General features: G+C 44.5%; 12 protein-coding genes. 5 read left to right on the forward strand and 7 right to left on the reverse strand.

Annotation, left to right across the window (positions count from 1 at the left end; translation table 11 throughout):
* Nucleotides 1-121: 121 nt before the first annotated feature.
* From cyoE to HGT73_RS12035, 7 genes are all read right to left on the reverse strand, one after another.
* The gene (cyoE, locus tag HGT73_RS12005; protein WP_214215350.1) at nucleotides 122-1012 is read right to left on the reverse strand and encodes a heme o synthase; all 891 of its coding nucleotides are present in this window, start codon (nucleotides 1010-1012) and stop codon (nucleotides 122-124) included.
* A 14-nt stretch (nucleotides 1013-1026) separates the two neighbouring features.
* The gene (locus tag HGT73_RS12010; RefSeq protein ID WP_092675588.1) at nucleotides 1027-1356 is read right to left on the reverse strand and encodes a cytochrome o ubiquinol oxidase subunit IV; all 330 of its coding nucleotides are present in this window, start codon (nucleotides 1354-1356) and stop codon (nucleotides 1027-1029) included.
* Nucleotides 1356-1964, reverse strand: a complete 609-nt coding sequence (locus HGT73_RS12015; RefSeq protein WP_214215351.1) for a cytochrome o ubiquinol oxidase subunit III — start codon at nucleotides 1962-1964, stop codon at nucleotides 1356-1358. The genes HGT73_RS12010 and HGT73_RS12015 overlap by 1 nt, the downstream gene beginning before the upstream one ends.
* The gene (cyoB, locus tag HGT73_RS12020) at nucleotides 1964-3946 is read right to left on the reverse strand and encodes a cytochrome o ubiquinol oxidase subunit I (RefSeq protein WP_214215352.1); all 1983 of its coding nucleotides are present in this window, start codon (nucleotides 3944-3946) and stop codon (nucleotides 1964-1966) included. Before cyoB ends, HGT73_RS12015 begins: the two co-directional genes overlap by 1 nt.
* Nucleotides 3947-3948: 2 nt before the next feature.
* Entirely contained in the window at nucleotides 3949-4875 is a 927-nt protein-coding gene (gene cyoA, locus HGT73_RS12025; protein WP_214215354.1) for a cytochrome o ubiquinol oxidase subunit II, read from the reverse strand.
* Nucleotides 4876-5264: 389 nt separating this feature from the next.
* Nucleotides 5265-6737 (reverse strand): AmpG family muropeptide MFS transporter, encoded by a 1473-nt coding sequence (locus HGT73_RS12030; RefSeq protein ID WP_214215355.1) that lies wholly within the window; start codon nucleotides 6735-6737, stop codon nucleotides 5265-5267.
* Between the two features lie 42 nt (nucleotides 6738-6779).
* Nucleotides 6780-7364 carry a lipoprotein gene (locus tag HGT73_RS12035; RefSeq protein ID WP_214215357.1) on the reverse strand — a complete coding sequence of 195 codons (585 nt, stop codon included), beginning with the start codon at nucleotides 7362-7364 and terminating at the stop codon, nucleotides 6780-6782.
* Between the two features lie 157 nt (nucleotides 7365-7521).
* On the opposite strand from HGT73_RS12035, the gene bolA reads away from it, so the two are divergent.
* The 5 genes from bolA (at nucleotide 7522) to lon (ending at nucleotide 14161) form a co-directional block, all read left to right on the forward strand.
* Complete coding sequence (gene bolA / locus HGT73_RS12040) at nucleotides 7522-7836, forward strand: transcriptional regulator BolA (RefSeq protein WP_214215359.1); 315 nt, start codon at nucleotides 7522-7524, stop codon at nucleotides 7834-7836.
* A 279-nt stretch (nucleotides 7837-8115) separates the two neighbouring features.
* Nucleotides 8116-9414, forward strand: a complete 1299-nt coding sequence (gene tig / locus HGT73_RS12045) for a trigger factor (protein ID WP_214215366.1) — start codon at nucleotides 8116-8118, stop codon at nucleotides 9412-9414.
* Between the two features lie 221 nt (nucleotides 9415-9635).
* Nucleotides 9636-10259, forward strand: coding sequence for an ATP-dependent Clp endopeptidase proteolytic subunit ClpP (gene clpP, locus HGT73_RS12050; RefSeq protein WP_214215367.1), 624 nt, complete (start codon nucleotides 9636-9638; stop codon nucleotides 10257-10259).
* Nucleotides 10260-10350: 91 nt separating this feature from the next.
* Nucleotides 10351-11622, forward strand: coding sequence for an ATP-dependent protease ATP-binding subunit ClpX (gene clpX, locus HGT73_RS12055; protein ID WP_214215368.1), 1272 nt, complete (start codon nucleotides 10351-10353; stop codon nucleotides 11620-11622).
* Nucleotides 11623-11803: 181 nt separating this feature from the next.
* On the forward strand, nucleotides 11804-14161 hold the full coding sequence (gene lon, locus HGT73_RS12060; RefSeq protein WP_214215369.1) for an endopeptidase La: 2358 nt from the start codon (nucleotides 11804-11806) through the stop codon (nucleotides 14159-14161).
* The last annotated feature ends 159 nt before the right edge of the window (nucleotides 14162-14320 follow it).

Consider the following 14320-nt stretch of genomic DNA (forward strand, 5'->3'; position numbering starts at 1 on the left):
CTCTAATTTAATTCTATTTACAGTTTAAGGAGTTGTAGGGGTTGGGTAAATGAATAGTTCTTAAGCTTACGTAACAAAAAGAAAAGGCGCGAAATTCGCGCCTTAATGATTAGATTTTTAATCAGTGTACGTAGGTCAGGAGTTCAGTGGAACCAGGACCCATAAAATCGACCGACATCATCACACTCAGCGCGGTAATAGCAACGATAGAGAAGACAAAAACTTTACGTGCCCAGACGCGGTCATCATTTTCAGATTTATAACCTGATAGGGCCATGCCTAGCCACCATAGGCTGACTGCAGCAGCAACCACTAAATATTTGTAACCGGCGTAGCCACCTAAAGTGAGCATCAGCGTTGCAACCATAAACGCAATGATATAGAGCGTGATATGATTTTTTGCTACAGAAATACCCTTTACTACAGGAAGTACAGGGATATTTGCCGCTTGATAATCTTTGAAGCGGAAGATAGCAATGGCATAGGAGTGGGGCATTTGCCATAGACTAAAAATTGCGAGCAAGATTAATGCGCCCGCATCAAAACTACCCGTGACGGCACAATAGCCAATCACGGGTGGTGCGGCACCTGACAGACTTCCAATCAGCGTACCGTAAACGGAATTACGCTTCATATAGAGACTGTAAACACCGACATAAACCACAAAGCCCATCACCGCTAGCCACATGGCCAGCGGATTTGCACCAAAGTAGAGTACCGCAAAACCAGCAATACCTAACAAGGTGGCATAAGCCAAGCTCACTCTCGTTGAAATGAGCCCCTTCACCAGAACTCGGTTTTTCGTTCTTTCCATCTTGTGGTCAATATCGCGGTCAATCACGTTGTTATAAACACAACCTGATGCGACCACTAGAGAGACCCCAATCAGTGAGACGAAAAATAAGCGGAAGTCGATGCTGCCTTTTGAGGCAAGCAAGAAACCACCGATCACAGAAATTAGATTTCCGAAAATAATTCCTGGTTTTGTGACTTGTAGGTATTGCTTAATCATTACGAATAACTCAGTTAATGGGGCATCATGTTGTAGTTAAGGTTCCACATGATCCACAGTGAGCCGACCACAACAATTAGAATAATAATTGCTGAGAAGACAATGGCTACCAGGTTCCAACCCCCTTCAGATTTACTGTCGAGGTGAAGGAAATAGACCAGATGAACAATAACCTGCACAACGGCACAGATCACAACAACAGCTAGTGTGGTTGAGTGTGCTGAACTTCCATCCATGACCATCCAGAAAGGAATCCCTGTCAGGATGATAGACAGGATAAAGCCAATCATGTATGACTTCACGCTACCATGCGATGCGCCATGTTCGGTTGCTGAATGACTCATTACATGACCCCCATCAGATAAACAATGGTAAACACACAGATCCACACGACATCTAAGAAGTGCCAGAATAAGCTCAAGCACATGATACGAGTGCGGTTAGTCGCAGTCAGACCACGGGTTGCGATCTGGAACATCAGAACTAGCATCCAAATCAGACCACAGGTGACGTGAAGTCCGTGGGTACCCACTAAGGTAAAGAAGGCTGACAGGAATCCGCTACGTTGAGGACCGAAACCTTCTGAGATCAAGTGATGGAATTCATTGATTTCCATCCCGATAAAGCCCAGACCGCACAGGAAGGTTAATACTAACCAGCCAATCACCGTTCCTTTATTACCTTTGTTCATGGCAATGACTGCCATACCATAAGTAATAGAACTGAGAAGGAGTAGGGCGGTTTCACCTAGAACATAAGGAAGTTCAAAGATGTCGCGACCTGCTGGGCCTCCGGCAGTACCGTGCATCATGACTGCATAGGTTGCAAACAAGGTTGCAAAGATAATGCAGTCACTCATCAGGTAGATCCAGAAGCCAAAAATCTTGTTGGCTCCTGCATCGTGATGCCCATGCTCTCCATGGGCGTCGTGGTGTTTAGATAGAGAAGACATTATTTCACACCTGCTTTGCTGAGTTCTTCAAAGTGTTTGTTCTCAATCTGTTCGACTTCTTTAACTGTTACGTAGTAATCCACGTCTTCGTCAAAGCTCTTGATGATCCAGCTCGCCAAGATGCCAACAAATGAGACAACCGCCAACCACCAGATGTACCAAATCATTGCGAAACCAAAGATAGTTGCGAAGGCAGCAATAACCACTGCAGCACCACTATTCTTAGGCATATGAATCTCTTCATAATGCGTTGGTTTGATATAGGCTTCACCTTTTTGCTTTTGTTCCCAGAAAGCATCACGTTCGGTGATTTCAGGAATAACAGCAAAGTTGTAGAACGGAGGAGGTGAGGACGTTGACCACTCAAGAGAACGACCACCCCAAGGATCTCCAGTCAAATCACGGTTTAGTTCACGGTCACGAATCGAGACATAGAACATAATGAGTTGGCATAGAATTCCTAAAGCAATCAGACCCGCACCACAGGCTGCAACAACGAGCAGTGGGTGGAATTGTGGATCAATGTTTTGACTCAGACGACGAGTCATACCCATAAAGCCTAATGCGTACAACGGCATAAACGCAACGAAGAACCCGATGATCCAGAACCAGAAAGAGCGTTTGCCCCATTTCTCGTCAAGTTTGAAGCCAAAGGCTTTCGGGAACCAGTAGGTCACACCCGCCATACAACCGAACACAACACCACCAATAATAACGTTATGGAAGTGAGCAATCAGGAATAGACTGTTGTGTAATACGAAGTCAGCACCAGGAACCGCTAACAGAACACCCGTCATACCGCCGACCGAGAAGGTCACGATAAAGCCGATGGTCCACAGCATTGGGGCTGTCATTTCGATACGACCTTGATAGAGCGTAAACAACCAGTTGAAAATTTTCACCCCAGTTGGGATGGCGATAATCATGGTCATAATACCGAAGAAGGCATTGACGTTGGCACCCGATCCCATAGTGAAGAAGTGGTGTAGCCAAACGATAAATGACAGCACGGTAATGGCAACAGTTGCCCACACCATCGAGGTGTAACCAAACATACGTTTCTTAGCGAAGGTTGCGGTAACTTCAGAGAACACACCAAACACTGGAAGGATTAGGATGTAAACTTCTGGATGTCCCCAAACCCAAATCAGGTTGACGTACATCATCATGTTACCGCCCATTTCATTGGTAAAGAAATGGAAACCTAAGTAACGATCAAGGGTTAACAGCGCTAAGGTAACAGTGAGTACTGGGAATGCCGCGATAATCAGAACGTTGGTACACAGAGCTGTCCAAGTAAAGATTGGCATTTTGAACATAGTCATGCCCGGGGCACGCATTTTCAAAATCGTGACGAAGAAGTTAATCCCGGTCAGCGTTGTACCAATCCCTGAAAGCTGCAGACTCCAAATCCAGTAGTCAACCCCGACACCCGGGCTGTATTCAGCACCCGATAGAGGAGGGTAGGCCAGCCAACCGGTTTGTGCGAATTCGCCCACACCCAGTGACAGGTTTACCAAGATGACACCGATTGCCGTGAACCAGAAGCTTAAGTTGTTCAGGAATGGGAAAGCAACATCACGCGCACCGATTTGCAGCGGTACAGCAATGTTCATCAGACCAACAACGAAAGGCATCGCTACGAAGAAAATCATAATCACGCCATGCGCGGTAAAGATTTGGTCGTAGTGGTGCGGCGGAAGGAAACCTGCTTCGCCCGCTGACGCGAGAACCTGCTGGCTACGCATCATGATAGCATCGGCAAAACCACGCAGTAACATCACGAAAGCCATGATGCAGTACATGATACCGAGTTTTTTGTGGTCAATAGAGGTAAACCACTCTGTCCACAGATACTTCCACTTACCGTAATAAGTGATCGCAGCAACAAGTGCTAAACCAATAAGAATAATAGCGGAAATCGTGACCATGACGATTGGTACGTCTAAGGGAACCGCCGCTAAGGTTAATTTTCCTAACATGATTATTCCTCTGCTCCGGCTGAAGCGGTGTGATTCATGTCCATACCAGAATGTGCTGGCATGTCCATTTTTCCGTGGCTAGACATAAACTTGTCAACAACTTGTGCAAACAGTTCAGGATTAGCATTTGAGAAATATTCCACTGGATTGTTTTCACTTGGCGCAGCCAACTGATTAAACTGATCCATGGTAGTCAGTGTATTAGGTGCAGTTTTTACTTTATCTATCCACTGCTGGAATTCAGCATCGGTGTTGGTAGCTATGGCTTTAAACTTCATACCAGAGAATCCGCGACCACTGTAGTTAGATGAAATACCATCAAAAGTTCCGGCCTCATTAGCAATTAAGTTCAATTGCGTTCTCATCCCTGCCATGGCATAAATTTGGCTACCAAGTGTAGGAATAAAGAAAGAGTTCATGACGGAATTTGAAGTGATATTAAAGTGCACAGGTGTGTTAGCTGGGAAAGCGATTTCGTTTACCGTAGCGATACCTTGCTCAGGGTAAATGAACAGCCATTTCCAGTCTAAAGCCACGACGTCAATTTCAACAGGTTTTACATCAGAAACGAGAGGTTTGCTTGGTTCTAGAGCGTGAGTACTTTTCCAAGTCAGCACACTTAAGAAAACAATAATAAGGATAGGAACAGCCCATACGACTGCTTCGATCTTATTAGAGTGTGACCAGTTAGGTGAGTATTTAGCATTTGTATTCGATGCCCGATATTTCCAGGCGAATGCAATTGCCATGAAGACTGCGGGGATGACGACAATCAACATCAAGCCAAAGGCTGTCAGTATCAATGAACGTTGCTCCAGTGCAATCTGACCTTTGGGATTTAAAAGTGCACTATCACAGCCACTCATAAGTAGAGTGCCTGAAATTAATGACAAAATCCCCAAACTATTTTTGTATTTCTTGAGTCTCATTTAACGACCTCAATGACAAAGGGCTGTATTGTCGTTTAAGTGTATCTGTATTTTACGGTAACGTTGAAGTAGTGTAAACCTGCTTGAGGTTCTGTCAGTAAAGTGTAGTAGCTTATTCGAGATATTTAACAAAAAATATTTACGGTAATAAATTATCAACATCTTCAATCAGTTGGCCTTGATATAACAAAATCTTATGTTCCTGCAGATCTTATCATTTTTTCGCTATAAATAATCAAATTTTGTATCATTTATGTAACAATAAATACCAATTTAATTTATTCTTTGTTTGCATTTTATTATAGCTTTCTAAGAAGACTCAGGTTTATTGATATAAAAATAAATTTATCGATAAATTGATTTTTTTATGATTGAAAAAAATAAGCATTTTATGCATGTTTTTCTCTCGATAAAATATCGAGGACAACGCCAATAAGTGTCGTCACAACGGCAACAATCATCCCCCCGCTAACCAACCACTGAGCCATAGGGAGATCAGGGAGGTGTAACAGGTACGTAAACAGCATGATGAGCAGTCCCGCTATCGCGAGTAGAGTGCCGACAAAAAAGCCTTTTGTCGTGAGGGAATAATAGAGCGGATAGCGAGATCGTGGAATAAAGTCAGCGCTGTCATCAACATGTTGTAGTGACGATTTTGCAGCACGTAACAAAAGTAATCCCGGCAAAGAGGCTAAAATGGTGAAGGCATAAAACCCTGACCAATGCCACATCTCAACTAACCATCCAGCTACCGGACCGACATAGACACGCCCCATTGCACTGAGTGCAGAGAGTAGTGCAAATTGTGTGGCAGAATAGCGTCGATGACACAATGACATTAAGAGCGCAACGGCCGCCGCTGTTCCCATTCCCCCACATAAGTTCTCAATAAATACAGCTGAACCCATAGACCATAAGTGGCTAGGCATTACCGTTAATAGCCAGTATGCAAGGTTACTGACGGCTTGCGCGATACCAAACACCATTAATGCGCGATAGAGGCTCCACTTTCTCATTAATGCCCCACCGTAAAGAGCGCCGATGATTGTGGCAATTAACCCCAGTGATTTATTAACCAGTCCCACATCGGCGGCACTAAAGCCAAGGCCTCTTATCAAGAATGAAGTACTCAACGCCCCGGCGAATGCATCGCCTAACTTATAAAAGATAATTAAGGTAATCATTAACCATGTATTGTTACGGTTAAAAAAGTCTTTTAAAGGATCTCGTATCGCTTGATGAAGAGAAAGTGGAGGGGTAACAGGTTGTACTGGCTCTTTGGCAAGTAAGGTGCCCAGAAGCCCGAGACACATTAGCCCTGCCATTAAGTAATAGGTGTTATGCCAGCCAAGGTAACGATCAGCGAGCCACAGAGCAACACCGCCTGAAACAAGCATGGCAATGCGATAGCCTAATACGGTGAGTGCAGCCCCCTTCCCACGCTCTTCAGCAGACAAAACATCCGTTTTCCATGCATCAAACACAATATCTTGTGAAGCAGAACAGAAAGCGATCGCGACGGCGAGTAAAGCTAATGCGAATAGCCCAGTCGTTGGGTTAATGGTTCCCATTGCAGCAATGAGGAGGACGAGAATAATTTGGCAGACTAGCAGCCATCCTCTACGCCGACCGGAAAATGGAAGAGAATAACGATCCATCATGGGGGCCCATAGAAATTTGAAAACATAGGCCTGGCCAACTAAGGAAAAAAAACCGATGGTTTTTAAATCGACATTTTCGACAGTCATCCACGCCTGTAACGTACCAGACGTTAGCGCCAAAGGCAGACCAGAGGAAAAACCGAGTAGTAAGAGGACTAAGGTACTCCGAGAGAGGGTAATAGCTCGCAAAGGTATGGTCATGATCGATGGCTGTATGCAGTAGACATACAGCCATAGTATCAGTTAGTGCGCGTTTTGTTTAATAAACTCGTGAATCGAGGTGTCGTCAGCCATATCGCTGATCACATCAGAGAGCGCGCTATTAACGGCCGAGGTAATTTTGGCATTTGTTGCACTAAACGGCCCCTGAATGTTGTTGCTTTGACGATAAGTCTTAACCTGCTTATTGCCATTTTTAGCCGTAGCAGTAATGGAAATATCGGCTTGTGTCGTAATGCTATAACGGACATCTCCTTGTGTCACATCAGCATAAAGTTTGTTGACGATAATTTGTAAGTCAACAGCACCCGATGGGCCGACCATATAGCCTCGTGCGGTCATCTGTTTCTCTAACACTTCCTGTAAAAGAAAACGAAGGTCGCGTGAAGGCGTTAATGTGACCAGCTGACCGTCACGATTTACTTTTGCCAGTGCTTGGTCAGAACGTTGGTCTGCGCCGTTGATACTGATAGTTATCCCCATCAAGCTAGGATCTTGTTGAGGTAAACGAATTTGGGGAGTTACGTCAATCGTATTGCTTGGCGCTGCGCAACCAGCCAGTAAAAATAGGGCTAGTAGTGGAAAACCAAACTTTTTCAAAAGAGCCATGAATTTATCACTCGAGTATTCATTGAAAAATTAAACCGCTTATGCGGAACCGACACTAAAATAGCACGTTTTTTTTTCTCAAAAGTAGTCTGTAACAAGAAATAAACGCTACAATTTATTTTAGGTTATTGGATGCCTACTCAGCGAGGGACTTATTATGATACGTCAGACGATTGAAGATAAATTATTTCAGGCTTTTTCACCTTCTCACCTTGATGTGCAGAATGAGAGTTATCGCCATAATGTTGCGGCAGGCTCTGAAAGCCATTTCAAGGTGATTATTGTCTCTGAACAGTTCGTGAATCAGCGCTTTCTTGCTCGCCACCGTGCTATTTACAGCACACTCTCGGCTGAGCTTGCCGGGGGGGTTCATGCCTTAGCATTGCATACTTATACCCCTAAAGAATGGGCAGGATTACAAGATACCGTGCTATCTTCGCCGGATTGTCGAGGTGCAGGGCTCATTGCTTAAAAAATAGGCGTTTTTGATAATAGACTACCTGATTTATCTCAAAATATACCCTTGATTGATAAAATTTTCGTAGAATGTCTCCTCTCAACCCTGCCAATTCTCGACTCATATCGTTGATGCCGCTATAATGCGGCGTCTATTTTTCCAGAATGTCTTCGTGACGCTTCTGGTAACAGGGATGTTGTTCAAACCGTATCAACATATTCTGTTGCGGAACAGGGAGTCCTATTTCTGTTCATTATGAAGCTAATCGAGCACGTGATTTTTTGAGGTAACAAGATGCAAGTTTCAGTTGAAACAACTCAGGGCCTAGGCCGTCGCATTACCATGACTATCCCTGCCGATAGCATTGAAGGTGCGGTGAAGAAAGAGCTGGTTGATATCGCGAAAAAAGCGCGTATTGATGGTTTCCGTAAAGGCAAAGTTCCAATGACCATCATTGAAAAGCGTTACGGTGCTTCTGCTCGTCAGGATGTTCTGGGCGAACTTATGTCACGTCATTTCATTGATGCGATCATTAAAGAAAAAATTAATCCAGCGGGCGCGCCAAACTATGTTCCGGGTGAATATAAGTTAGGTGAAGATTTTACTTACTCTGTTGAGTTTGAAGTCTATCCAGAAGTAGAGCTTAAAGGCTTAGAAAACATCGAAATCGAAAAACCAGTGGTTGACGTTAACGACGAAGATGTTGATGCGATGTTGGACACTCTGCGTAAGCAGCAAGCTGATTGGAAAGAAACAGATAAAGCTGCTACAGCAGAAGACCGTGTAACGATCGACTTTTCTGGCTCTGTCGACGGTGAAGAATTTGAAGGCGGAAAATCAGCTGACTTCGTTCTTGCAATGGGTCAAGGCCGCATGATCCCTGGTTTTGAAGACGGTATCGTCGGACACAAAGCAGGCGAAGAATTTACTATCGACGTCAAATTCCCAGAAGAGTACCACGCTGAGACTCTGAAAGGTAAAGACGCTAAGTTTGATATCGTTCTGAAAAAAGTGGAAGAGCGCGAGCTACCAGAATTGACAGAAGAGTTCATTAAGCGTTTTGGTGTGGCAGACGGTTCTGTTGAAGGCCTGCGTGCTGAAATCAGCAAAAATATGCAACGCGAATTGAAAGGTGCAGTGCGTAATCGCATTAAAACTCAAGCGATTGATGGCTTAATCGCGCAAAATGAGATTGATGTGCCTGCAGCGCTTATTGACGGCGAAATCGATGTTCTGCGTCGTCAAGCAGCACAACGCTTTGGTGGTAACGAGCAACAAGCGTTAGAACTGCCACGCGAGTTATTTGAAGAGCAAGCTAAACGTCGTGTTCAAGTTGGTTTACTGTTAGGTGAAGTTATCAACGTTAACGAACTGAAAGCTGATGAAGATCGTGTTAATACTATGATCGCTGATATGGCTGCTGCGTACGAAGATCCACAAGAAGTGATCGAATACTACAGCAAAAATAAAGAGATGATGAATAACATGCGTAACGTCGCCCTTGAAGAGCAAGCGGTCGATTTCATCCTTGAAAAAGCTAAAGTTTCTGAAAAAGCGGCTAAGTTCCAAGAACTGATGAATCAACCTGCTTAAGACGTAATAGCTTAGCTATTAAATTAGGCTCGTGATCTCAGGTCACGGGCCTTTTTTTCGAGCTACCCCTTGAAAAGAATTTTCTTAACCGCAGTAATCTACTTCGCGTATTAATAAAAACCTTGTTATGCTTGAATCAATGTAAAATAAACGCTGCATTATTGGCTGCTGTTAATTTAGGCGACAAGCGTTGCTCAAGAAATTTACCCAGGAGATGGTTTATGTCATACAGTAATCAACCCGAAATGACGCCGGCCCAAATGGCTTTGGTTCCCATGGTTGTCGAGCAAACCTCGCGCGGTGAACGTTCTTACGATATTTATTCTCGTTTATTAAAAGAACGCGTTATTTTTATGACCGGTCAGGTTGAAGACCATATGGCAAACTTGATCGTCGCACAGATGCTCTTTCTTGAGGCTGAGAATCCAGAGAAAGATATTTACCTATACATTAACTCACCAGGTGGTGTGATCACTGCGGGAATGTCTATTTATGACACCATGCAGTTTATCAAACCTGACGTCAGCACTATCTGTATGGGGCAAGCCTGTTCGATGGGCGCATTCCTGTTGACTGCCGGTGCTGAAGGTAAACGTTTTTGCCTACCTAACTCGCGCGTCATGATTCATCAGCCTCTTGGTGGTTACCAAGGTCAGGCAACCGACATTGAAATTCATGCTAAAGAAATATTGAAAGTGAAACAGCGTATGAATGAATTGATGGCCAAGCATACGGGTAAATCATTAGAAGAGATTGAGCGCGACACTGAGCGTGATCGTTTCCTTTCTGCGGCGGAAGCCGTCGACTATGGGCTGGTCGACTCAATCTTAACTCATCGCCAGTAAGGGTGTTGAGCAAATTTGAAATATTGAACGTCGAGCTTATTAATTGTGATTGATAATGCTGGCATTGATAACACTGAGAAGAGGCTAACTGATGACTGATAAGCGCAAAGAGGGTTCAGGTAAATTGCTGTACTGCTCTTTCTGCGGCAAAAGCCAGCATGAAGTGCGTAAACTAATTGCCGGACCGTCAGTGTATATCTGCGATGAATGTGTTGATTTATGTAACGACATTATTCGTGAAGAGATAAAAGAAGTTGCTCCACATCGCGAGCGCAATGCACTGCCGACACCGCGCGAGATCCGTACGCATCTCGATGATTATGTGATTGGCCAAGAAAAGGCGAAGAAAGTTCTTTCTGTGGCAGTTTACAATCACTATAAGCGTTTACGTAATGGCGATACATCAAACGGTGTCGAACTCGGTAAAAGCAATATCTTACTGATTGGGCCAACGGGAAGCGGTAAAACATTACTCGCAGAAACGTTGGCACGTCTCCTTGATGTTCCTTTTACTATGGCGGATGCAACAACGTTGACAGAAGCAGGTTATGTCGGTGAAGACGTTGAAAACATCATCCAAAAACTGCTCCAAAAATGCGATTACGACGTTGAAAAAGCGCAACGTGGTATCGTCTATATTGATGAAATTGATAAAATTTCACGTAAATCGGATAACCCATCGATCACCCGTGATGTTTCGGGTGAGGGCGTACAGCAAGCTCTTCTAAAACTGATTGAAGGCACAGTTGCAGCCGTCCCACCACAGGGAGGACGTAAGCATCCACAACAAGAATTTTTACAGGTTGATACCTCTAAAATTCTCTTTATCTGTGGGGGTGCGTTTGCGGGCTTAGATAAGGTTATCGCACAACGCGTGGAGACGGGTTCAGGCATTGGTTTTGGTGCGACGGTTAAAGACCCTTCCAAAAAAGCCGCTGAAGGGCAGTTATTGGCGCAAGCTGAACCGGAGGATTTGATTAAGTTTGGTCTCATCCCTGAGTTTATTGGCCGTTTACCCGTTGTGGCAACGCTGAGTGAATTAAGCGAAGAAGCCTTAATCCAAATTCTGCGTGAACCTAAAAATGCGCTAACTAAGCAATATCAAGCGCTGTTTAGCCTTGAAGGCGCAGAGTTAGAGTTTAGTGAGCAAGCGTTAGTGGCTATCGCTGAAAAGGCAATGAGTCGTAAGACCGGCGCGCGTGGACTGCGTTCCATCGTCGAAGCCGCATTGCTGGAAACCATGTATGAACTTCCTTCTACTGAAGGCGTTGAAAAAGTGATTATTGACGAAAATGTGATTACTGGGCGCGCCGAGCCAACGCTTATCTATACCCAGCAAGAAGCGCAAGCCTCTGGCGAATAGTTAGCTAGGTACGAATAGCGATAGGTCGATAAAAGGGGAAATGTAATTTCCCCTTTATTTTTCTAACCTATAGACCGTTGAATATCATAATATCATCCCCATATCTTAATCATCTAGACGTGGTAAGCCATTGAATAAGGCCTATCACAATCCGGCGGAAATTAAACTAAGAGAGAGCTCTATGACTTCTGAGCGTTCCGAACACATTGACATTCCCGTGTTGCCTTTACGCGATGTAGTGGTTTATCCGCACATGGTGATACCGTTATTCGTTGGGCGTGAAAAATCTATTCGCTGCTTAGAATCGGCGATGGAAAATGATAAGAAAATCCTGCTGGTAGCGCAAAAAGAAGCGACAACAGACGAGCCAAGCATCGACGATCTCTTTACCGTCGGTACCGTCGCTTCTGTCTTGCAAATGCTCAAACTTCCAGACGGCACGGTCAAAGTACTGGTTGAAGGGGTTCAACGTGCGACACTGACTTCGCTCGATGACAGCCAAGAGTTTTTTACTGCTCAAATCGCGTACATTGATAGCCCTGAAATTGATGATAGCGAGCAAGAAGTTTTAATTCGGGCGGCAATTAGTCAATTTGAAGGCTACATCAAACTTAATAAAAAAATCCCGCCAGAAGTCCTAACTTCGTTAAACAATCTTGAGGATGCCGCGCGTCTCGCGGATACCATCGCTGCGCATATGCCGCTTAAATTGGCAGATAAGCAATCGGTATTGGAAATGTCAGACGTTAATCAACGTCTTGAATACCTGATGGCGATGATGGAATCAGAGATTGATTTACTGCAAGTTGAAAAACGCATTCGTAACCGCGTCAAAAAACAGATGGAAAAGAGTCAGCGTGAGTATTACCTGAATGAGCAAATGAAAGCTATTCAGAAGGAACTCGGCGAGATGGATGACGTTCCTGATGAGTTTGAAGCGCTGAAACGTAAGATTGATGAAGCGAAAATGCCGACTGAAGCGAAAGAAAAAGCGGAGGCAGAACTCCAAAAATTGAAGATGATGTCTCCGATGTCCGCTGAGGCAACGGTCGTTCGTGGTTATATTGACTGGATGGTACAAGTTCCTTGGGTTGCGCGTAGCAAAGTCAAAAAAGATTTGGTTAAAGCACAAGAAACCTTAGATAAAGACCATTTTGGCTTAGATCGTGTTAAAGATCGCATTCTTGAATATCTCGCGGTACAAAGCCGTGTGAACAAAATCCGCGGACCCATTTTGTGCTTAGTTGGCCCCCCGGGTGTGGGTAAAACCTCGTTAGGTCAATCCATCGCTAAGGCAACGGGCCGTAAGTACGTTCGTATGGCCTTGGGGGGAGTACGTGATGAAGCGGAAATCCGCGGTCACCGTCGTACCTATATTGGTTCAATGCCGGGTAAACTCATTCAGAAAATGGCGAAAGTAGGGGTACGTAATCCACTCTTTTTACTGGATGAAATTGATAAGATGTCTGCAGATATGCGTGGCGACCCCGCTTCTGCATTGCTAGAAGTCTTAGATCCAGAGCAAAACAGTGCGTTTAACGATCACTACCTCGAAGTGGACTACGACCTGTCCGATGTAATGTTTGTGGCGACGTCTAACTCCATGAATATTCCGGGTCCATTGCTGGATCGTATGGAGGTTATCCGCCTTTCGGGTTATACCGAAGATGAGAAACTGAATATTGCAAAAGACCATCTGCTTCCTAAACAAATGGAACGTAATGCGCTAAAAACCGGCGAATTGACGGTTGAGGATAGCGCTATTATGGGTATTATTCGTTTTTATACCCGTGAAGCGGGTGTGCGTAGCCTAGAACGGGAACTGTCTAAACTGTGCCGTAAAGCCGTAAAAGCACTGTTATTAGATAAGAAACTCAAGCACATTACGATCAACGCTGAAAACCTCAGTGATTATTTGGGCGTCCAGCGTTTTGATTATGGTCGAGCTGACGAGAAAAACCGTATTGGTGAAGTGACTGGTTTAGCGTGGACTGAAGTTGGTGGCGATTTATTAACCATTGAAACAGCGAGTGTGCCAGGCAAAGGTAAGCTGTCCTACACCGGTTCTCTGGGTGAGGTAATGCAAGAGTCTATTCAGGCAGCGATGACGGTGGTGCGTTCTCGTGCAGAATCATTAGGTATTAATAATGATTTCTACGAAAAACGTGATATCCACGTGCATGTTCCTGAAGGCGCAACGCCAAAAGATGGTCCGAGCGCGGGTATTGCAATGTGTACCGCTTTAGTGTCGAGCCTTACCGGTAATCCGGTCAAAGCTGAAGTTGCGATGACCGGGGAAATTACACTGCGTGGTCAAGTCTTACCGATTGGCGGACTAAAAGAAAAACTGTTGGCTGCACATCGTGGTGGTATTAAAACGGTATTAATTCCATTTGAGAATAAACGCGACTTGGAAGAGATCCCTGAAAACGTTATCGCAGACTTGAGTATTCATCCAGTCAAGACAATCGATGAAGTATTAAAATTCGCCCTAGAACGCGCACCGGAAGGGATTGAAGTTGTTGGCGCGTCAGCTTAACATGACAAACCTATCGAATACCGAGGTTCGGTATTCGAGTTAAACAATCATAAGTTGATTTTTGTAGGCTATTCAGAGCATTTACGTTGTTTCAAGCGTCGATGCCTGCTATAACAAGCAGCTCATAAGTGAGAGAGGATACTCTCTAGCGACATGAAA

The sequence above is a fragment of the Rosenbergiella australiborealis genome (assembly GCF_018494035.1).
Lineage (GTDB): Bacteria > Pseudomonadota > Gammaproteobacteria > Enterobacterales > Enterobacteriaceae > Rosenbergiella > Rosenbergiella australiborealis.

Coding starts and splice junctions, on each gene's coding strand:
- cyoE (WP_214215350.1), bottom strand. CDS start 1,012: ATGATTAAGCAATACCTACAAGTCACAAAACCAGGAATTATTTTCGGA.
- HGT73_RS12010 (WP_092675588.1), bottom strand. CDS start 1,356: ATGAGTCATTCAGCAACCGAACATGGCGCATCGCATGGTAGCGTGAAG.
- HGT73_RS12015 (WP_214215351.1), bottom strand. CDS start 1,964: ATGTCTTCTCTATCTAAACACCACGACGCCCATGGAGAGCATGGGCAT.
- cyoB (WP_214215352.1), bottom strand. CDS start 3,946: ATGTTAGGAAAATTAACCTTAGCGGCGGTTCCCTTAGACGTACCAATC.
- cyoA (WP_214215354.1), bottom strand. CDS start 4,875: ATGAGACTCAAGAAATACAAAAATAGTTTGGGGATTTTGTCATTAATT.
- HGT73_RS12030 (WP_214215355.1), bottom strand. CDS start 6,737: ATGACCATACCTTTGCGAGCTATTACCCTCTCTCGGAGTACCTTAGTC.
- HGT73_RS12035 (WP_214215357.1), bottom strand. CDS start 7,364: ATGGCTCTTTTGAAAAAGTTTGGTTTTCCACTACTAGCCCTATTTTTA.
- bolA (WP_214215359.1), top strand. CDS start 7,522: ATGATACGTCAGACGATTGAAGATAAATTATTTCAGGCTTTTTCACCT.
- tig (WP_214215366.1), top strand. CDS start 8,116: ATGCAAGTTTCAGTTGAAACAACTCAGGGCCTAGGCCGTCGCATTACC.
- clpP (WP_214215367.1), top strand. CDS start 9,636: ATGTCATACAGTAATCAACCCGAAATGACGCCGGCCCAAATGGCTTTG.
- clpX (WP_214215368.1), top strand. CDS start 10,351: ATGACTGATAAGCGCAAAGAGGGTTCAGGTAAATTGCTGTACTGCTCT.
- lon (WP_214215369.1), top strand. CDS start 11,804: ATGACTTCTGAGCGTTCCGAACACATTGACATTCCCGTGTTGCCTTTA.